The organism is Pseudomonas sp. D3-10 (genome assembly GCF_051132175.1).
In the GTDB taxonomy this organism is placed as follows: Bacteria; Pseudomonadota; Gammaproteobacteria; order Pseudomonadales; family Pseudomonadaceae; genus Aquipseudomonas.
The window spans coordinates 386,151-404,608 of the sequence record NZ_CP071668.1 but is presented as its reverse complement, the minus strand read 5'-3'; the positions used below and the strand labels follow the sequence as shown (position 1 = coordinate 404,608).

19 protein-coding genes are annotated in these 18,458 nt (G+C 60.4%); 12 read left to right on the top strand and 7 right to left on the bottom strand.

Annotation, left to right across the window (positions count from 1 at the left end; all coding sequences use genetic code 11):
- Positions 1-46: 46 nt before the first annotated feature.
- From glnA to ntrC, 6 genes are all read left to right on the top strand, one after another.
- Positions 47-1,453 carry a type I glutamate--ammonia ligase gene (gene glnA, locus J3P90_RS01805; protein ID WP_014336114.1) on the top strand — a complete coding sequence of 469 codons (1,407 nt, stop codon included), beginning with the start codon at positions 47-49 and terminating at the stop codon, positions 1,451-1,453.
- Between the two features lie 121 nt (positions 1,454-1,574).
- Positions 1,575-2,132: a chorismate mutase gene (locus J3P90_RS01800; protein WP_420766325.1), complete on the top strand. Its 558-nt coding sequence runs from the start codon at positions 1,575-1,577 to the stop codon at positions 2,130-2,132.
- Between the two features lie 133 nt (positions 2,133-2,265).
- A complete protein-coding gene (locus J3P90_RS01795) occupies positions 2,266-2,784 on the top strand; it encodes a DUF4124 domain-containing protein (protein WP_434675752.1) in 519 nt (172 codons plus the stop codon).
- Entirely contained in the window at positions 2,781-3,407 is a 627-nt protein-coding gene (locus J3P90_RS01790; RefSeq protein WP_434675751.1) for a DUF4124 domain-containing protein, read from the top strand. The genes J3P90_RS01795 and J3P90_RS01790 overlap by 4 nt, the downstream gene beginning before the upstream one ends.
- A gap of 254 nt (positions 3,408-3,661) precedes the next feature.
- Positions 3,662-4,747: a nitrogen regulation protein NR(II) gene (gene glnL, locus J3P90_RS01785; RefSeq protein ID WP_420766327.1), complete on the top strand. Its 1,086-nt coding sequence runs from the start codon at positions 3,662-3,664 to the stop codon at positions 4,745-4,747.
- Positions 4,744-6,180 (top strand): nitrogen regulation protein NR(I), encoded by a 1,437-nt coding sequence (ntrC, locus tag J3P90_RS01780; protein ID WP_420766328.1) that lies wholly within the window; start codon positions 4,744-4,746, stop codon positions 6,178-6,180. Before glnL ends, ntrC begins: the two co-directional genes overlap by 4 nt.
- Before the next feature lie 505 nt (positions 6,181-6,685).
- On the opposite strand, the gene J3P90_RS01775 is transcribed toward ntrC, so the two are convergent.
- The gene (locus J3P90_RS01775) at positions 6,686-7,126 is read right to left on the bottom strand and encodes a hypothetical protein (RefSeq protein ID WP_434608255.1); all 441 of its coding nucleotides are present in this window, start codon (positions 7,124-7,126) and stop codon (positions 6,686-6,688) included.
- Between J3P90_RS01775 and trmL the strand changes: the two genes are divergently transcribed.
- Entirely contained in the window at positions 7,125-7,580 is a 456-nt protein-coding gene (trmL, locus tag J3P90_RS01770) for a tRNA (uridine(34)/cytosine(34)/5-carboxymethylaminomethyluridine(34)-2'-O)-methyltransferase TrmL (protein ID WP_420766330.1), read from the top strand. The genes J3P90_RS01775 and trmL overlap by 2 nt on opposite strands.
- Positions 7,581-7,725: 145 nt before the next feature.
- Here trmL and secB read toward each other — a convergent pair whose 3' ends face one another.
- Genes secB through J3P90_RS01755 form a run of 3 tightly spaced genes read right to left on the bottom strand, consistent with a single transcriptional unit; the run spans position 7,726 to position 8,916 of the window.
- A complete protein-coding gene (gene secB, locus J3P90_RS01765) occupies positions 7,726-8,208 on the bottom strand; it encodes a protein-export chaperone SecB (RefSeq protein ID WP_420766331.1) in 483 nt (160 codons plus the stop codon).
- A 38-nt stretch (positions 8,209-8,246) separates the two neighbouring features.
- A complete protein-coding gene (grxC, locus tag J3P90_RS01760) occupies positions 8,247-8,501 on the bottom strand; it encodes a glutaredoxin 3 (RefSeq protein WP_030141472.1) in 255 nt (84 codons plus the stop codon).
- 1 nt (position 8,502) lies between these two features.
- Positions 8,503-8,916, bottom strand: coding sequence for a rhodanese-like domain-containing protein (locus tag J3P90_RS01755; RefSeq protein ID WP_420766332.1), 414 nt, complete (start codon positions 8,914-8,916; stop codon positions 8,503-8,505).
- A 152-nt stretch (positions 8,917-9,068) separates the two neighbouring features.
- Between J3P90_RS01755 and gpmI the strand changes: the two genes are divergently transcribed.
- The 4 genes from gpmI (at position 9,069) to J3P90_RS01735 (ending at position 14,293) form a co-directional block, all read left to right on the top strand.
- On the top strand, positions 9,069-10,598 hold the full coding sequence (gene gpmI / locus J3P90_RS01750) for a 2,3-bisphosphoglycerate-independent phosphoglycerate mutase (RefSeq protein WP_434675750.1): 1,530 nt from the start codon (positions 9,069-9,071) through the stop codon (positions 10,596-10,598).
- A gap of 272 nt (positions 10,599-10,870) precedes the next feature.
- A complete protein-coding gene (locus J3P90_RS01745) occupies positions 10,871-12,163 on the top strand; it encodes a murein hydrolase activator EnvC family protein (RefSeq protein WP_434608264.1) in 1,293 nt (430 codons plus the stop codon).
- Between the two features lie 32 nt (positions 12,164-12,195).
- Positions 12,196-13,512, top strand: a complete 1,317-nt coding sequence (locus J3P90_RS01740; protein ID WP_434608266.1) for a S41 family peptidase — start codon at positions 12,196-12,198, stop codon at positions 13,510-13,512.
- A 1-nt stretch (position 13,513) separates the two neighbouring features.
- On the top strand, positions 13,514-14,293 hold the full coding sequence (locus tag J3P90_RS01735) for a divergent polysaccharide deacetylase family protein (RefSeq protein ID WP_434608269.1): 780 nt from the start codon (positions 13,514-13,516) through the stop codon (positions 14,291-14,293).
- Between the two features lie 140 nt (positions 14,294-14,433).
- On the opposite strand, the gene J3P90_RS01730 is transcribed toward J3P90_RS01735, so the two are convergent.
- Entirely contained in the window at positions 14,434-15,189 is a 756-nt protein-coding gene (locus J3P90_RS01730; protein ID WP_420766337.1) for a substrate-binding periplasmic protein, read from the bottom strand.
- 211 nt (positions 15,190-15,400) lie between these two features.
- Between J3P90_RS01730 and J3P90_RS01725 the strand changes: the two genes are divergently transcribed.
- Positions 15,401-16,900: a trypsin-like serine peptidase gene (locus J3P90_RS01725; RefSeq protein WP_434608272.1), complete on the top strand. Its 1,500-nt coding sequence runs from the start codon at positions 15,401-15,403 to the stop codon at positions 16,898-16,900.
- A 30-nt stretch (positions 16,901-16,930) separates the two neighbouring features.
- Here J3P90_RS01725 and hisF read toward each other — a convergent pair whose 3' ends face one another.
- Both hisF and hisA read right to left on the bottom strand, forming a co-directional pair.
- Complete coding sequence (gene hisF, locus J3P90_RS01720; protein ID WP_420766339.1) at positions 16,931-17,701, bottom strand: imidazole glycerol phosphate synthase subunit HisF; 771 nt, start codon at positions 17,699-17,701, stop codon at positions 16,931-16,933.
- Positions 17,702-17,710: 9 nt separating this feature from the next.
- Positions 17,711-18,448 carry a 1-(5-phosphoribosyl)-5-[(5-phosphoribosylamino)methylideneamino]imidazole-4-carboxamide isomerase gene (gene hisA / locus J3P90_RS01715; RefSeq protein ID WP_434561136.1) on the bottom strand — a complete coding sequence of 246 codons (738 nt, stop codon included), beginning with the start codon at positions 18,446-18,448 and terminating at the stop codon, positions 17,711-17,713.
- Between the last annotated feature and the right edge of the window lie 10 nt (positions 18,449-18,458).

The window sequence follows — 18,458 nt, the reverse complement described above, 5'->3', positions numbered from 1 at the left end:
TATCTAAGGGCACTCCACTACCCGCCCGAAGCCACCCGGAGGACATATGTCGAAGTCGGTTCAACTCATCAAAGATCATGACGTCAAGTGGATTGATCTGCGCTTCACTGACACCAAAGGCACTCAACATCACGTGACCATGCCGGCCCGTGATGCGCTGGACGACGAATTCTTCGAAATCGGCAAGATGTTCGACGGTTCTTCCATCTCCGGCTGGAAAGGCATCGAAGCCTCCGACATGATCCTGATGCCGGACGACGAAACCGCCGTCCTGGACCCGTTCACCGAAGAGCCGACCCTGATCCTGGTCTGCGACATCATCGAACCTTCGACCATGCAAGGTTATGACCGCGACCCACGCGCCATTGCCCACCGCGCCGAGGAATACCTGAAGTCCACCGGTATCGGCGACACCGCTTTCTTCGGTCCAGAGCCTGAGTTCTTCATCTTTGACTCGGTCAAGTTCAAGTCCGATATCTCCGGCTCCATGTTCAAGATCTTCTCCGAACAAGGTTCGTGGATGTCCGACCAGGACGTGGAAGGCGGCAACAAAGGCCACCGTCCAGGTATCAAAGGCGGCTACTTCCCGGTTCCACCGTTCGACTTCGACCACGAAATCCGTACCTCCATGTGCAACGCACTGGAAGAAATGGGCCAGACCGTCGAAGTTCACCACCACGAAGTGGCAACTGCCGGCCAGAACGAAATCGGTGTGAAATTCAACACACTGGTGAAGAAGGCTGACGAAGTCCAGACCCTGAAGTACTGCGTACACAACGTCGCCGACGCCTACGGCCGCACCGCGACCTTCATGCCGAAGCCTCTGTACGGCGACAACGGTTCGGGCATGCACGTGCACATGTCGATCTCCAAGGACGGCAAGAACACCTTCGCTGGCGAAGGTTATGCCGGTCTGTCGGACACTGCTCTGTACTTCATCGGTGGCATCATCAAGCACGGTAAGGCCCTGAACGGCTTCACCAACCCGTCGACCAACTCCTACAAGCGTCTGGTACCAGGCTTCGAAGCCCCGGTCATGCTGGCCTACTCGGCTCGCAACCGTTCCGCCTCGATCCGTATCCCTTACGTTAACAGCCCGAAAGCCCGCCGTATCGAAGCGCGCTTCCCGGATCCGGCTGCCAACCCATACCTGGCCTTCGCTGCACTGATGATGGCCGGCCTGGACGGTATCCAGAACAAGATCCACCCTGGCGATGCCGCTGACAAAAACCTGTATGACCTGCCGCCTGAAGAGGCCAAGGAAATCCCACAGGTTTGTGGCAGCCTGAAAGAAGCCCTGGAAGAGCTGGACAAGGGCCGTGCGTTCCTGACCAAGGGCGGCGTATTCAGCGATGACTTCATCGACGCTTACATCGCACTGAAAAGCGAAGAAGAAATCAAGGTTCGCACCTTCGTACACCCACTGGAATACGAGCTGTACTACAGCTGCTGATCCAGTAAGCGCCGCCACGCACGGCGTGAACTAAAGAGAGGCCTCCTTCGGGAGGCCTTTTTTATGGGCGCAGGATGCGTGCATGATGGTGCGCCGCTTCCCTTACAAGACGAGATCGCCAATGACTTCCCGCTTGAAGATTTGCCTCGCCCTGTCTGCCGCACTGCTGTGTTCCACAGCCGAGGCCAGCAACGCCCCCGACGCCCTGACGCCGTTGCTCAATGCCATCGGCGAACGCCTGCTGATCGCAGATCAAGTGGCATTGAGCAAATGGGACAGTGGCAAACCCGTAGAGGACCGTCCGCGCGAGCGCGAAGTCATTGCCGCCGCCGTGGCCCAGGCGCCCACCTACAAGCTGAACGGCGAGACGGTGGAGGCGTTTTTCGCCGCCCAGATAGAAGCCAACAAACTGGTCCAATACATCAACTTGTCCGACTGGGCCCTGGACGGCAAGGCGCCAGACCTGCCGCGCCCGGACCTGGTAGGCGAGATCCGCCCTAAACTCGACCGCCTGCAAAAACGCCTGCTGCAACAACTGGCCGACTTCGCGCCCTACCGCACCGATCCACAGTGCCCGCAATGGCTGGCCCAGGCCACCCACCACAACAAACAGCACCCGGTGCACCGGCTGGCCCTGATCCGGGCAACCGGCGGACTGTGTATATCCACACAATCCTGAGGCCCCCCCCTTTTCCTGTGGGAGCGAGCTTGCTCGCGATGAGGCGGGCTCTGGGCTGGGCGCAACACTTTGGCCAACCGCCCACCGTGACCTATGCTGCAACTATCACCTCTTGTTTTCGGTCAATTTTTCCATGGGTCGTGGTTTCTCAATCTTCTTTTTGTTGCTGCTGACGCTGCCCGCCGCCGCGCAGATCTACAAATACACCGACGCCAACGGCAACACCGCCTACAGCAACCAGCCGCCCGACGGCGTGCCGGCCCAGGCGGTGGAGTTGCCGCCGCTCAACAGCGTTGAAACCCAGGCTCCGACCACCCCGGAAACGCCCGCACCTGCGCAAAACAACGACGCGCCGCGCAACGCCTACGACCTGCTGGAACTGACCGACATTCCCACCGATGAGGCCCTGCGCGCCAACAATGGCACCTTCACCGTCGGCGTTCGGACACAACCGCGCCTGCAAAGCCCCCATCTGTTCAGGTTGCTGCTGGACGGCCAGCCCTATGGCCAGCCTAGCAATGTGCCACGGCTGCAATTGATGAACATCGATCGCGGCGAGCACAGCGTCGCAGTGCAGGTCATCGACGGCGAGCGCCTGGTGCAGCAGAGCGAAACCGTCACCTTCACCGTGCAGCGGATACACGTTCCTTGAGCCGCTGGTTACTCGCCGCAGCCCTGCTGTTGAGCGCATCGCCGGGCCTGGCGCAGGTCTATACCTACATCGACGCCCAGGGCAATCGTGTCTTCACCGACCAGCCCCGCCCCGGCAATGCCAAGAAACTGCAGCTATCACCGGGCAACCGGATGCAGGCGCCGCCCCCGGGTACAACCTCAACGGCGCCATCGGAGGAACCGCGACCCGAACCATTGTTTCGTTACGAGATGCTCCGGCTGCTGATTCCCGAACCGGACGCCACGATACGCAGCACCGCCGGGGAGTTGATCGTCACCGCTACCAGCGAACCCGGCCTGCAGAAAGGCCATCGCTACCGCCTGCTGCTGGATGGCAAACCCACCGGCGCCGCAGGGCCCAGCCCGGTATTCGCGTTGAAGAATATCGATCGTGGCAGCCATCAACTGGCGGTTGAAATCCTCGATGAGCAAGACCGTATCGTCGAACGCACCGCCAACCAACCCTTCCACATGCAGCGCATGTCCCTGGCACAGAAGCGCCGCGTCAAACCTTGCACAAAGGCCGATTACGGCCAACGTCCCGAATGCCCGCTCGCCGACAAGCCCAAGGAAGAAGAAAGCAGCATCCTGCCGTTCTTCTAATGCCTCAAGAGATGGAGCACCATATTGGTGCAGGCTCCGCACGCCCTACCCAGATACCAACCCATTTTGGTTCGAAACTACCCGAAAGCGCTGGCAGAACGCCGCGTAAACGAGCGCACAAAGGCTGATTGAGGCTTTAAACGCTTCTTTTCGGAGCCTTGGTTTGGTTTTTGCATTTTCCTCGTATCAGCGCATTAATCGCGCGCGCAATTTGAGGGCTTGCCTCCAATTGCTACGCTTTAAAAGAGGTCCTGATGACCATTAGCGACGCACTACACCGCTTGCTGCTCGACAATCTCACCACCGCGACCATCCTGCTCGACGCCGAACTGCGCCTTGAGTACATGAACCCGGCGGCGGAGATGCTCTTGGCTGTCAGTGGCCAGCGCAGCCATGGGCAGTTCATCAGCGAACTGTTTACCGAATCCGCCGAAGCGCTCAACTCCCTGCGCCAGGCCGTCGAGCAAGCCCACCCATTCACCAAGCGCGAAGCCATGCTCACCGCCCTGACCGGCCAGACCCTGACCGTCGACTACGCGGTAACGCCTATCCTGAACAACCACGCCACCCTCCTGTTGCTGGAAGTCCATCCCCGTGATCGCCTCCTGCGCATCACCAAGGAAGAGGCGCAATTGTCCAAGCAGGAAACCAGCAAGATGCTGGTGCGCGGCCTCGCCCACGAGATCAAGAATCCGCTTGGCGGCATACGTGGCGCGGCGCAGTTGCTCGCCCGTGAGCTGCCGGAAGAAAGCCTCAAGGACTACACCAACGTCATCATCGAGGAAGCCGACCGCCTGCGGAACCTGGTGGACCGCATGCTCGGCTCGAACAAGCTTCCGTCCCTGGCGATGTGCAACGTCCACGAAGTGCTGGAGCGCGTCAGCAGCCTGGTCGAAGCGGAAAGCCAGGGCTGCATCACGTTGGTGCGCGACTACGACCCGAGCATTCCCGACGTCCTGATCGACCGCGAGCAGATGATCCAGGCCGTGCTGAACATCGTGCGCAACGCCATGCAGGCCATCAGCAGCCAGAACGAGCTGCGCCTGGGCCGCATCAGCCTTCGCACCCGCGCCATGCGCCAGTTCACCATCGGCCATGTGCGTCATCGCCTGGTGACCAAGATCGAAATCATCGACAACGGCCCGGGGATCCCTGCCGAGCTGCAGGAAACCATCTTCTTTCCCATGGTCAGCGGCCGCCCGGACGGTACCGGGCTGGGGCTGTCCATCACCCAGAACATCATCAGTCAGCATCAGGGCTTGATCGAATGTGAAAGCCACCCTGGCCACACCACTTTCTCGATCTTCCTGCCACTGGAACAAGGAGCCACATCGACATGAGCCGTAGTGAAACCGTGTGGATCGTCGATGACGACCGTTCTATCCGCTGGGTCCTGGAAAAAGCCTTGCAACAGGAAGGCATGACCACCCAGAGCTTCGACAGCGCCGATGGGGTGATGAGCCGCCTGGCCCGTCAGCAGCCGGACGTCATCATCTCCGACATCCGCATGCCCGGCGCCAGTGGCCTGGACCTGCTGGCCAGGATCCGCGAGCAGCATCCGCGCTTGCCGGTGATCATAATGACCGCTCATTCGGACCTGGACAGCGCTGTCGCGTCCTACCAGGGCGGTGCGTTCGAATACCTGCCCAAGCCGTTCGACGTCGACGAAGCCGTGTCCCTGGTCAAGCGCGCCAACCAGCATGCCCAGGAACAACAAGGCCTGGAAGAAGTGCCAGCCCTGGCCCGCACCCCGGAAATCATCGGCGAAGCGCCGGCGATGCAGGAAGTGTTTCGCGCCATCGGCCGCCTGAGCCATTCCAACATCACCGTGCTGATCAACGGCGAGTCGGGCACTGGCAAGGAATTGGTTGCCCATGCCCTCCACCGTCACAGTCCCCGGGCGGCGTCGCCATTCATTGCTTTGAACATGGCGGCGATTCCCAAGGATCTGATGGAATCCGAGCTGTTCGGCCATGAAAAAGGTGCGTTTACCGGCGCGGCCAACCTTCGACGCGGACGCTTCGAACAGGCCGATGGCGGCACCTTGTTCCTTGACGAAATCGGCGACATGCCGGCCGACACCCAGACCCGCCTGCTTCGGGTATTGGCGGACGGTGAGTTCTATCGCGTGGGCGGCCATACGCCGGTCAAAGTGGATGTGCGGATCATCGCCGCGACCCACCAGAACCTGGAAACCCTGGTCCACGCCGGTAAATTCCGGGAAGACTTGTTCCATCGCCTGAACGTGATCCGCATCCACATACCGCGCCTGGCCGACCGCCGCGAAGACATCCCGACCCTGGCCCGGCATTTCCTTGGCCGCGCCGCTCAGGAACTGGCCGTGGAGCCCAAGCTGCTCAAGAGCGAAACCGAGGAATACCTCAAGAACCTGCCATGGCCCGGCAACGTGCGCCAATTGGAGAACACTTGCCGCTGGATCACGGTAATGGCTTCGGGGCGCGAAGTGCATATCAGCGACCTGCCACCCGAGCTGTTGAGCCTGCCACAAGATTCGGCGCCGGTGACCAATTGGGAACAGGCCCTGCGCCAGTGGGCCGACCAGGCGTTGGCCCGCGGCCAATCGAGCCTGCTGGACAGCGCCGTGCCGAGCTTCGAACGCATCATGATCGAGACCGCCCTCAAGCACACCGCCGGCCGCCGCCGCGACGCCGCCGTGCTGCTGGGCTGGGGCCGCAATACCTTGACCCGCAAGATCAAGGAATTGGGGATGAAGGTCGATGGTGGGGATGATGATGAGGGAGATGAGGGTTGATCAGCCTTTGATCCTTCACTGAATTTGAAGGCCCAATCGCGAGCAGGCTCGCTCCCACAGGTTTTGGGAACGACACAGAGCTACTGTGGGAGCAGCCTGCTCGCGATGCTTTTAAAGGTTTTGTGCACCGCTTCAATGCACTGCGGGCTGCAATTGCCCCACTGTAACAAGCCAAAAGCCGGTGGACCATGCTAGGAAAACCAGCCCACACAAAAGCCAAAGCCCCGGAATACGGGGCTTTGCTCATTCACAGCAGTGTTTTCGTGACAAGCCGTTTAAAACTGGCACGCCCCCTGCAATAGCTAGGTCACTACCCAGTTTTGGGGACCTTGGTACAGGCAGGCCGGGGATTCCCCTCTTTTATACCGGGCTCTCGAGCCCGCTGTTTTGGGGGCCTTGATACAGGCAGGTCAAGGTTTCCCTTCTTTACACCCAGGGCTCTGCGCCAAGCGCGAGCCCTCCCGTTTTGGGAACCTTGGTACAGGCAGGCCGGGGATTCCCTCTTTTATTGCTCTTGGAGACGGATCTCCAGCCGCCAGCGGTCATCGACTTCGCTGCCGGCCCATTCCCCTCGCAACGGACGCGCCGCCACCAGCGTCAGCAACAACCCCTTGTCACTCAACCGCACCCGCCAATTCACGTCCTTGCCGTTGAGCTTGAGCTGGCCCTTCTGCGGTCGACCTTCGGCCTGGAACAACAGTGCCACGGAGCCGTCGACGATTTCCCCGTGGAGCTTGGGTTCATTGTTGAACCAGGCTACCAACACGCCATCGCCCGCCTCGATCTGTTGCAGCGCACTGGGGTCAGGCGTGGTCAGACGGCCGATCATCAGCCCGACCATCATGCCAAAGATCGCCAGCGAGCCCAGCACCCGAGGCAATAGCTTCGAACGTCGGTCGGTTTGCGGCGTAGAATGCCGCTCATCTTTATCTGCGGAGCCGTGCATGTTTCACGTCATCCTTTTTCAACCGGAAATACCGCCCAATACCGGCAACGTCATCAGGCTGTGCGCCAACAGCGGCTGCCACTTGCATTTGATCGAACCACTGGGCTTCGAGATGGACGACAAGCGCCTGCGCCGCGCGGGCCTCGATTATCACGAGTATGCCACTTTGCAGCGGCACGCCGACCTCGCCAGTTGCCTGGAAAGCCTGGGGCACCCACGTCTGTTCGCGTTCACCACCAAGGGTTCACGGCCGTTTCATGACGCCAGTTTCGTCGCCGGTGATGCGTTTCTGTTCGGCCCCGAAAGTCGCGGCCTGCCGGCCGATGTGCTCGACGCCCTGCCGGCGGAACAGCGCCTGCGCCTGCCGATGCGCGAAGGCTGCCGCAGCCTGAACCTGTCCAACACCGTGGCAGTGGCGGTTTACGAGGCGTGGCGGCAGAACGGCTTCCGGTAACAAGATTGACAATCCCGGGCCAGAAACCCCTGTGGGAGCGAGCCTGCTCGCGATAGCGGTGTATCAGTCAACTCACTGCTGACTGACATACCGCTTTCGCGAGCAGGCTCGCTCCCACAGGTTTTGTGCCTGGCTATGGAACGGATTACTGAACGGTCGCGCCGCCTTCCTCTTGCATGCGCTGCAGCTCTTGTGCGTACAGAGCATCGAAGTTCACCGGAGCCAGCATCAGGGCCGGGAACGAACCGCGGGTCACCAGGCTGTCCAGGGTTTCGCGAGCGTAAGGGAACAGGATGTTCGGGCAGAAGGCGCCCAGGGTGTGGCTCATCGAAGCGGCGTCGAGGTTCTTGATCAGGAAGATACCGGCTTGCTGGACTTCGGCAATGAACGCCACTTCGTCACCGTTTTTCACGGTCACGGACAGGGTCAGCACCACTTCGTGGAAATCTTCTTCCAGGGCTTTCTGACGGGTGTTCAGGTCCAGGGCCACGCTCGGCTCCCACTGCTGACGAAAGATCGCCGGGCTTTTCGGGGCCTCGAAGGACAGGTCACGGACATAGATGCGCTGCAAGGAGAATTGCGGTGCGGCTTCTTCTTCAGTGGCAGCAGTGTTCTGTTGGTCAGTCATCGCAGATCCTTCTTACTTCAGTTCTATTGATAAGGAATTCAAGCCTTGAGCAGCGCGTCAAGCTTGCCGGCGCGCTCCAAGGCATACAGGTCATCGCAACCGCCCACGTGAGTGTCGCCGATCCAGATCTGCGGCACGGAAGTACGCCGGGCCTTCTGGGTCATTTCGGCGCGCAGTTGCGGCTTGCCGTCGACCTTGATCTCTTCGAAAGCCACGCCTTTGCTTTGGAGCAAGTGCTTGGCTCTGGAGCAGTAGGGGCAGTAATCGCTGGAATAGACAACAACGTGGGGCATGTCACTTCACCAGGGGCAGATTGTCGGCTTTCCAGCTTGCAACGCCACCGGACAGTTTGGCGGCGGTGAAGCCGGACTTCATCAGTTCGCGGGCGAGGGTCCCGGCCTGCTGGCCTTGGGCGTCGACCAGGATTACCGTCTTGGCCTTGTGCTTTTCCAGTTCGCCTACGCGTGCGACCAGTTTGTCCTGAGGGATGTTCAGCGCGCCGACAATGTGACCGGCGGCGTAGTCCTTGCTCGGACGAATATCGACCACGACGCCGGCGTCCTTGTTGACCAGCGCGGTCAGCTCGCCAGTGCTCAGGCTGCGACCGCCGCCCTGCATCGTGTGGGCAACCAGCAAAGCCAGCAGTACGACGAAGATACCGACGAGAATGTAGTGGTTAGTGGCAAATTCAATCAGGTGAGCAACCATCGAAGGAGGTTCCAGGGCGTTAAAATGTCGGCCAGTATACACAGCACGCAAGGCCGGCCAAACCCCGCCCGGCGGTGACGGCACCGGAACTTACCTTTAAACTGCCCGTCCCTTTTCCATCGTCTTCTTTTAACCAGCCACGAGTGGATTCCATGACTACCACGCCTAAACCTTTGGTCCTGATGATTCTGGACGGCTTCGGTCACAGTGACAGCCACGAATCCAACGCCGTATACGCGGCCAGGAAGCCTGTGCTCGATCGCCTGTGGGCCACCGTGCCGAACGGCTTGATCTCCGGCAGCGGCATGGACGTCGGCCTGCCGGACGGGCAGATGGGCAACTCCGAGGTCGGCCACATGAACCTCGGCGCGGGCCGCGTGGTTTACCAGGACTTTACCCGCGTGACCAAGTCGATCCGCGACGGCGACTTCTTCGAAAACCCCACCATCTGCGCCGCCGTGGACAAAGCCGTGGCCGCTGGCAAGGCCGTGCACTTCATGGGCCTGCTGTCGGACGGCGGCGTGCACAGCCACCAGGACCACCTGGTCGCCATGGCCGAACTCGCTGCCAAGCGCGGCGCCCAGAACATCTACCTGCACGCCTTCCTCGATGGCCGCGACACGCCGCCCAAGAGCGCCGAGTCGTCGATCAAAGTACTGGACGACACCTTCAAGGCGTTGGGCAAGGGCCGGATCGCCAGCCTGATCGGCCGTTATTTCGCCATGGACCGTGACAATCGCTGGGACCGCGTCGCCCAGGCCTACAACCTGATCGTCGACGGCAATGCCGAATTCCATGCCGCTACCGCGCAAGAGGGTCTGCAAGCGGCTTATGAACGCGGCGAAAGCGACGAATTCGTCAAGGCCACCACCCTCGGCGAGCCGGTAAAAGTCGAAGACGGCGACGCCGTGGTGTTCATGAACTTCCGTGCCGACCGTGCCCGCGAACTGACCCGCGTATTTGTCGAAGATGATTTCAAGGAATTCGACCGCGCCCGCCAGCCGAAACTGGCCGGCTTCGTGATGCTGACTCAATACGCCGCCAGCATTCCCGCGCCATCCGCCTTTGCCGCCGGCAGCCTGGACAACGTGCTGGGCGACTACTTGGCGAAAAACGGCAAGACCCAGCTGCGCATCGCCGAAACCGAAAAGTACGCCCACGTGACGTTCTTCTTCTCCGGTGGCCGTGAAGAACCCTTCCCGGGCGAAGAACGCATCCTGATCCCCTCGCCGAAAGTCGCCACCTATGACCTGCAGCCGGAAATGAGCGCGCCGGAAGTGACCGACCGCATCGTCGATGCCATCGAGAACCAGCGCTACGACGTAATCGTGGTCAACTACGCCAACGGCGACATGGTGGGCCATAGCGGCGTGTTCGAGGCGGCGGTCAAGGCCGTTGAATGCTTGGACACCTGCGTGGGTCGCATCGTCGACGCCTTGGAAAAAGTAGGCGGCGAAGCCCTGATCACGGCGGACCATGGCAATGTCGAGCAAATGTCCGATGAGTCCACCGGCCAGGCCCACACCGCCCACACCACCGAGCCGGTGCCGTTCATTTATGTCGGCAAGCGCGACTTCAAGGTCCGCGACGGCGGCGTGCTGGCTGACGTGGCACCGACCATGCTGATGTTGCTGGGCATGGAGAAACCGGCGGAGATGACCGGGACTTCGATCCTGGTCTGACGAAGCGTCGCAGGTTTGAGCACAGCTTGTGTGGCGAGGGAGCTTGCTCCCGCTCGATGGCGCAGCCATCGCAAAGGCTTCTGGCCTGATCTACTGTCGAGGGGCTGCTTCGCAGCCCAGCGGGAGCAAGCTCCCTCGCCACAGCAAGCTCGCTCCCACATTGGGGTTTGGTGTTTTTTCGGCCAGTTATCACACAGCCCTAAATGGGCGTTTTTTTTGCAGCGTGGGGCGGGCATACTAGGCCGTCCCTTTCCCTGGTGCCACCCGCCTCTATGCTCCGCGTCCTGATAGCCCTTGCCCTGACCTGCCTGCTCCAACCGGCCTTCGCCGACGAGCGCGCGCAAACCCAACAGCAGTTGGAAGCCACGCGCCAGGACATCGCCGAGCTGAAGAAACTGCTGGGCAAGCTGCAGGAAGAAAAATCCAGTGTGCAGAAGGACTTGCGCGGCACCGAGACCGAGATGGGCAAGCTGGAGAAGCAGGTCGAGGCCCTGCAGAAAGAGCTGAAGAAAAGCGAATCCGAGCTGCAACGGCTCGATGGAGAGAAAAAAAAACTCCAGAGCGCGCGCACTGAACAGCAAAAGCTGATCGCGATCCAGGCCCGAGCGGCCTACCAGAACGGTCGCCAGGAATACCTCAAGCTGCTCCTCAACCAGCAGAACCCCGAGAAATTCGCCCGCACCCTCACTTATTACGACTACCTGAGCCAGGCACGCCTGGAACAGCTCAAGAATTTCAACGAAACCCTGCGCCAACTGGCCAATGTCGAAAAAGACATCGAGTTGCAGCAAGCCCAATTGCTGGTCCAGCAAAGCAGTCTCGACACCCAGCGCGAAGAACTCGAGAAAGTCCGCAAGGAGCGCCAGGTTGCCCTGGCCAAACTCAATGACGATGTGAAAGCCCGCGACAGCAAGCTCAAGGCCCGCGAGCAAGACCAGGCCGAACTGGCCAACGTCTTGAAGACGATCGAGGAAACACTGGCCCGCCAGGCCCGAGAGGCTGAAGAAGCGCGCCAGAAAGCGCTGATCGCCCAGCAGGAAGCCGAAAAAAAGCGTTTACGTGAAGCCCAGGCCGACGCGGACGCCGGCGACGCGCCGCGCAAACCTGCAAAATCGAGCCCCGGCACGCTGGTTTCCAGCGGTGGAGAAACCTTCGGCGGTGCTTTTGGTTCGGCCCGGGGAAAACTTCCATGGCCGGTCAATGGTCGATTGCTTGCGCGCTTCGGTGAAACCCGCGGCGACGATACCCGCACCAAGTGGGACGGCGTGATGATCAGCGCCTCCGCCGGCAGCCAGGTGCACGCCGTGCATGGCGGGCGCGTGGTGTTTGCCGATTGGCTGCGCGGCGCCGGCCTGTTGGTGATTCTCGACCACGGCAACGGTTACTTGAGCCTGTACGGCCACAACCAGACGCTGCTCAAGGCGGCGGGCGATGTGGTCAAGGCCGGCGAGTCCATCTCCACGGTCGGCAACAGTGGCGGGCAGGATACGCCAGCACTGTATTTCGCTATTCGTCAGCAGGGTCGCCCCAGCGACCCGGCCCAATGGTGTCGTGCGCAAGGATAAGCGCGCCCATCCTATTAAGGAGTTCGTTCGACATGCTGCATTTGTCCCGCCTCACCTCGCTGGCCCTGACGATCGCCCTCGTGATCGGCGCGCCCCTGGCCTTCGCCGCCGAAACGGCCCCGTCGGCACCCGCCGCCACCGCCGCGACCACCAAGGCTCCGCTGCCGCTGGACGAACTGCGCACCTTCGCCGAGGTCATGGACCGGATCAAGGCTGCCTACGTCGAGCCCGTGGATGACAAACAGCTGCTGGAAAACGCCATCAAAGGCATGCTCAGCAACCTTGACCCGCACTCGGCCTACCTGGGGCCGGAGGATTTTGCCGAGTTGCAGGAAAGCACCAGTGGCGAGTTCGGCGGCCTGGGTATCGAAGTCGGCAGCGAAGACGGCTTCGTCAAAGTCGTCTCGCCAATCGACGATACGCCCGCTTCCAAGGCCGGCATCCAGGCCGGTGACTTCATCGTCAAGATCAACGGCCAGCCGACACGCGGCCAGAGCATGACCGAAGCCGTAGACAAGATGCGCGGCAAGATCGGCCAGAAAATCACCCTGACGCTGGTGCGCGACGGCGGCACGCCATTCGACGTGACCCTCACGCGAGCGGTCATCCAGGTCAGGAGCGTGAAGAGCCAGTTGTTGGAGTCGGGCTACGGCTACATCCGCATCACGCAGTTCCAGGTCAAGACCGGCGAAGAGGTCGCCAAGGCCCTGGCCAAGTTGCGCAAGGACAACGGCAAGAAGCTCAACGGGCTGGTTCTGGACCTGCGCAACAACCCCGGCGGCGTACTGCAATCGGCCGTCGAGGTGGTGGATCACTTCATCACCAAGGGCCTGATCGTCTACACCAAGGGGCGCATTGCCAATTCCGAGCTGCGCTTCTCGGCCACTGGCAACGACCTGAGCGAAGCCGTGCCATTGGTGGTGCTGATCAACGGCGGCAGTGCCTCGGCCTCGGAAATCGTCGCCGGCGCCCTGCAGGACCAGAAACGCGGCGTGGTCATGGGCACCACCAGTTTTGGCAAGGGCTCGGTGCAGACCGTGTTGCCGCTGAACAACGATCGAGCCTTGAAGATCACCACCGCGCTGTACTTCACCCCCAACGGCCGCTCCATCCAGGCCCAGGGCATCGTTCCGGACATCGAAGTGCGCAAGGCCAAGATCACCAGCGAAGCGGACAGCGAATACTTCAAGGAAGCCGACCTGCAAGGTCACTTGGGCAATGGCAACGGCGGCGCCGACAAGCCGACCGGTTCCGGTGCCAAGGCCAAGCCAATGCCGCAGGACGACGACTATCAGTTGGCCCAGGCCTTGAGCTTGCTCAAGGGGTTGAACATCACTTCCGGCCGCTGAGATGTTCCGGCGGTTTACCTTCGTCCTGCTGTGCCTGCTGGCGGGAGCCGTTAACGCGGCGCCCGCTACACCTTCTTCGCCGCATAAGGCGTACCTGAGCCTGATCATCGACGACCTGGGGCAAAATCTGCCTCGGGATCTCCGGGTACTGGCCCTCCCTGGGCCCGTCACCGCTGCGATCATGCCCGACACACCCCATGCCGCCGAACTGGCCCGCGAAGCCCATCGCGCCGGCAAACTGGTCATGCTCCACATGCCCATGGACCCGGCCAACGGGCCGTTCGCCTGGCATCCGGAACTCCCTGTCGAAGAACTGGGCAAGCGCCTGGACGCCGCGTTTGCCGCAGTGCCCTATACCAGCGGCGTCAACAACCACATGGGTAGCCGCATGACCGCCCAACCCAGGGCCATGGCGTGGTTGATGGCGAACCTGCAACAGCGGCACAAGTTTTTCGTCGACAGCCGCACCAGCGCCCAGACGGTCGCCGGCGCCGAGGCCCAGAAAATCGGCCTCGCCAGCGTGTCGCGGGATGTGTTCCTGGATGACGAGCGCACCGAAGCAGCCATCGCCCATCAGCTCCAGACCGCCATCGACCTGGCCCGCCGGCAGGGCTCGGCCGTGATGATCGGCCACCCCTACCCACAGACCCTGGCGGTACTCGAACGCGAACTACCCAAGCTCAAGGCTCAGGGCATCGAATGGATCGACATAAAATCGATGATCAGCCTGCGCAGCAACCGAGCAATGGCCGGGCATGGGAAAGATGGGGTTTATCGGTAGCGACGGTAACCGCGTCGCCGCCATCGCGAGCAAGTTCGCTCCCACAGGGGATCTGCGGTGAACACAAACCTTGTGCCCGATGCAGAACCATTGTGGGAGCGAGCCTGCTCGCGATGGCGGCCGCGCGGCGGGTGAAGTGCTTAGAGATACCGCGCCATGATCGCGTCCACCGTACCGTCCTTGCGCAGTTCGTCCAGGGCCGCTTGGAGTCGGGCAACCACATCGTCCGGCACGTCCTTGTTCAACGCCAGGTACAGCTCGGCACTGTTGAATCGCAGCACGGTCTTGAGGTCGCTCACTCCTTCCTGCCGCGCCAGGTAACGCCCGGCCGGGTCTCCGGTGGCCCACAGATCGATCTGGCCACTGATCAGCTTCCTGGCGTTGTCCTGATCGCGCAACACGACGACAGGCTTGAGTCCTTGCTTGGCCAATGTCTCGGCAATAGCGTCGCCCTTGTAGGCGCCAATCTTGTATTCACGCGCCTGCTCAAGCGAGTCTAGGGCAATTTTGCTGTCTGCCTTGGCTAGCATGACCCAGTCGTCCGGGCCGATAGGGCCGACCCATTTGAAGAGTTTCTCGCGCTCCGGCAACCGCGCCGTGACGAACACCCCGTAGCCGGGTTTCTCCAGGGCGAGCTTGTAGATTCGTTCCCAAGGAAAGCGCAATGTCAGGCTGTAAGTAATGTCGGCGCGCTTGAAGATCTCGCGCACGATGTCCACGGCGATGCCATGGATGTTTTCGTCCTGGGCGAAGTTCTTGCCGTTCTTGGCCATGTTGTATGGCGGGAAATTTTCCGTCAGCAATACCACGCCGACATCGCGATGTTCTTGAGCCTGCGCCCCATTGATGAACAACAGCACGGTGCCGGCAAGAAAGAAAACCAAACGTCTGAACATGTCTGACTACCGAAGATCCATGGCGAGCCAAGAGTGCCTCAGGGCCGCAATCATGTCTACGGTCGTTACTTGCCGCCGGCTCAACCTTTCAGGCTAGAGGTTCCAGCCTTCAAGGGTGAGGTAATTAGTTACCGCCAGCCAACAGGCGCGCTCTAGTTAATTGAAACACCGGCCTGACCGGTTCTATTCATTTAATCAGAGGCAGCGTTTTATGAGATCGATCTTATTTCCCTTAATGGCCGTGCTGTGCGTGTCGGCTTTGCAAGGTATTGCTCACAGCAAGGACTATGGCGATGGCCTGCAAAACTTCGCAGCGTCCAGGGTCTTGGAAAATGCGGATGGCAAATATGACCATTGGCGAGGCATCGGTCGGCTGTATACCGACAGTTATTGCACCGCCACACTGCTCGATACTCAGGATTCCACTGTGGCCGGACCAACGCCCGCCTATGTGGTCACCACGGGTTTCTGTACGAGGCAAATCGACGAAAGCAACATGACGGACACCCCCATAAGCGGCCACATCTATTTCAGTTACTTCGCTGACACCTTGTTATTCCAGATCTACCCGGTAAAAAAAGTGGCATGGCGGAGTATGCATGGCACCAATCTTTCTATCATCGAGCTGAACGTCAGCCTTCAGGAACTCATCAGGGCCGGTATAAAACCATTGAAATTGGCCCAGGGACAGCCGACTGATGGAACCGATGTGTTGACGGTAGGAGCCTCGTTGGGTTTTCCAAAGAACACACTGCGCATGGCCGCGTGCACACTGCAATCTGCCGACGAGGTCATCAAAGGTCAGTTTGTCTGGCGAAACAACATAATGAATCAATGCTCGGATCTGGCGGGAGGCAGTGAAGGAGGCCCCATCCTTGATCGTTACACCAACGAGATTGTCGGTGTGCTGAACACCAGTGCCACACCCGAGGGCTTCACCCCATGCGAATGGTATGTGCCTTGTATGCGCACCAACAGTGGCTATAAACCAATCCCCGACAACCACTATGGAACTTCAACGGCTTTTCTCAACGGGTGCTTCGTGCAAGGCCATCTGGTCAAGGACGTGACGGCATCTTGCGCGCTTTACCCGTCATTTTCCGTTGACCTGGAAAAAAACAGCCCGGCGCGGTATCAGCGTCTTGTAAAACAGCCTGACGGGACCATAGCAATCCCGACTTGGAACTACCGCTTCAAGATCAGCACTGCCTTTTATCGCCACAAGACAGTTCGTACCGCAAAGCACTGCGAAAACGGCCAAAACTATAGCGATCCAATCAGCTCGGTCGACGCGTTTATAGACACTGATATCGGCACTCAGCCAGGCGTCTATTTCCTATGCATTATTGGTGTTGACTCCTCGGGACCGGCAGAGCCACTCACTACCCTTTCGCTGCCGGTAGAAATCCTGGACGGCGCTCCGACAGCCCAGCCAAATCTGTCGATCTACGCGGGCATCGGAGTCGCACTGGAACAATCCGAGGATCAATACCATACCTACGCCATCAAGTTCGGCCCGCCGGAAACGACAGACTGCACTGAAGCGCAAGAGTACGAACCCTATGACCAGAGAGGTTATTTGTTCGAAAACGAAGAACTGCCGCAGAAATTCTGCAGCATCGCTTACGACAAAATGAATCAGGAATCCAAGCCCAGGGAAGACTTGCTAAGTCCTGCCACAAGCCGGCAGGAGACCAGCCCGACACTCTGACAGGCACCGGGCTGTTTTCGATGAAGAAACCTATCGAATGCAGATACCGCGCTGCGCCATATAAGCTTTGGCCTCCGGCACGGTGTACTCGCCGAAGTGGAAGATACTCGCCGCCAATACCGCGCTGGCGTGACCTTCGAGAATGCCGTCAGCCAAGTGCTGCAGGTTGCCGACACCGCCGGAAGCGATGACTGGAATGCCCAGCGCATCGCTGATGGCGCGGGTGACGCCCAGGTCGAAGCCGTTTTTCATGCCGTCCTGGTCCATGCTGGTCAGCAGGATCTCACCGGCGCCCAGGGCTTCCATTTTCTTTGCCCATTCAACAGCGTCCAGACCCGTGGGTTTGCGCCCACCATGGGTGAAGATTTCCCAGCGCGGGGTTTCGCCGGGGGCGGAAACCTTCTTCGCGTCGATGGCCACGACGATGCACTGCGAGCCGAAGTGCTGCGCTGCTTCACCGACAAATTCGGGGTTGAACACCGCGGCGGTATTGATCGACACCTTGTCCGCCCCGGCATTGAGCAGGTTGCGGATGTCCTGAACGGAGCGCACGCCGCCGCCCACGGTCAGCGGGATGAACACCTGGCTGGCCATGCGCTCGACGGTATGCAGTGTGGTATCGCGGCCATCGACACTGGCCGTGATGTCGAGGAAGGTAATCTCATCGGCACCCTGCTCGTCGTAGCGGCGAGCAATTTCCACCGGGTCGCCGGCGTCACGGATGTTCTCGAATTTGACGCCCTTGACCACCCGGCCGTTGTCCACGTCCAGGCAAGGGATGATGCGTTTGGCCAGCGCCATGGTCAGTCCTCAGCCTTTGTAGGAATCGCAGAAAGCTTGCGCTTCAGCGACGTCGAGGGTGCCCTCATAGATCGCACGCCCGGTGATTGCGCCGATGATGCCCGGTGCCTTGGCGTCGAGCAGCGACTTGATGTCACCCAGATTATGGATGCCACCGGAAGCGATCACCGGGATCTTGGTGGCAGCGGCCAGCGCAGCGGTGAACGGTACGTTGCAGCCCTGCATCATGCCGTCTTTGGCGATGTCGGTATAAACGATCGAGGACACGCCGTCGGCTTCAAACTGCTTGGCCAGATCGATGACCTGCACGGAGCTGATTTCAGCCCAGCCATCGGTGGCGACGAAACCGTCTTTGGCATCCAGGCCAACGATGATTTTGCCAGGGAACGCGCGACAGGCTTCAGCGACGAAAGCCGGGTCTTTCACGGCCTTGGTGCCGATGATCACGTAGCTCACGCCAGCTTTGACGTAGTGCTCGATAGTTTCCAGCGAGCGGATGCCGCCACCGATCTGGATCGGCAGGTTCGGATAGCGCTTGGCGATGGCCGTGACCACTTCGCCATTGACCGGCTGGCCTTCGAAAGCACCGTTCAGGTCAACCAGATGCAGGCGACGGCAGCCGCCCTCCACCCACTTGGCGGCCATGCTCACCGGGTCATCGGAAAACACCGTGGAGTCTTCCATGCGGCCCTGGCGCAGACGTACGCAAGCGCCGTCCTTGAGATCGATAGCGGGGATAATCAGCATCTGGCAAACC

Excerpts from the sequence above, each read along its gene's own strand:
- glnA (WP_014336114.1), top strand. The coding sequence starts at position 47 with ATGTCGAAGTCGGTTCAACTCATCAAAGATCATGACGTCAAGTGGATT.
- J3P90_RS01800 (WP_420766325.1), top strand. The coding sequence starts at position 1,575 with ATGACTTCCCGCTTGAAGATTTGCCTCGCCCTGTCTGCCGCACTGCTG.
- J3P90_RS01795 (WP_434675752.1), top strand. The coding sequence starts at position 2,266 with ATGGGTCGTGGTTTCTCAATCTTCTTTTTGTTGCTGCTGACGCTGCCC.
- glnL (WP_420766327.1), top strand. The coding sequence starts at position 3,662 with ATGACCATTAGCGACGCACTACACCGCTTGCTGCTCGACAATCTCACC.
- ntrC (WP_420766328.1), top strand. The coding sequence starts at position 4,744 with ATGAGCCGTAGTGAAACCGTGTGGATCGTCGATGACGACCGTTCTATC.
- trmL (WP_420766330.1), top strand. The coding sequence starts at position 7,125 with ATGTTTCACGTCATCCTTTTTCAACCGGAAATACCGCCCAATACCGGC.
- J3P90_RS01775 (WP_434608255.1), bottom strand. The coding sequence starts at position 7,126 with ATGCACGGCTCCGCAGATAAAGATGAGCGGCATTCTACGCCGCAAACC.
- secB (WP_420766331.1), bottom strand. The coding sequence starts at position 8,208 with ATGACTGACCAACAGAACACTGCTGCCACTGAAGAAGAAGCCGCACCG.
- grxC (WP_030141472.1), bottom strand. The coding sequence starts at position 8,501 with ATGCCCCACGTTGTTGTCTATTCCAGCGATTACTGCCCCTACTGCTCC.
- J3P90_RS01755 (WP_420766332.1), bottom strand. The coding sequence starts at position 8,916 with ATGGTTGCTCACCTGATTGAATTTGCCACTAACCACTACATTCTCGTC.
- gpmI (WP_434675750.1), top strand. The coding sequence starts at position 9,069 with ATGACTACCACGCCTAAACCTTTGGTCCTGATGATTCTGGACGGCTTC.
- J3P90_RS01745 (WP_434608264.1), top strand. The coding sequence starts at position 10,871 with ATGCTCCGCGTCCTGATAGCCCTTGCCCTGACCTGCCTGCTCCAACCG.
- J3P90_RS01740 (WP_434608266.1), top strand. The coding sequence starts at position 12,196 with ATGCTGCATTTGTCCCGCCTCACCTCGCTGGCCCTGACGATCGCCCTC.
- J3P90_RS01735 (WP_434608269.1), top strand. The coding sequence starts at position 13,514 with ATGTTCCGGCGGTTTACCTTCGTCCTGCTGTGCCTGCTGGCGGGAGCC.
- J3P90_RS01730 (WP_420766337.1), bottom strand. The coding sequence starts at position 15,189 with ATGTTCAGACGTTTGGTTTTCTTTCTTGCCGGCACCGTGCTGTTGTTC.
- J3P90_RS01725 (WP_434608272.1), top strand. The coding sequence starts at position 15,401 with ATGAGATCGATCTTATTTCCCTTAATGGCCGTGCTGTGCGTGTCGGCT.
- hisF (WP_420766339.1), bottom strand. The coding sequence starts at position 17,701 with ATGGCGCTGGCCAAACGCATCATCCCTTGCCTGGACGTGGACAACGGC.
- hisA (WP_434561136.1), bottom strand. The coding sequence starts at position 18,448 with ATGCTGATTATCCCCGCTATCGATCTCAAGGACGGCGCTTGCGTACGT.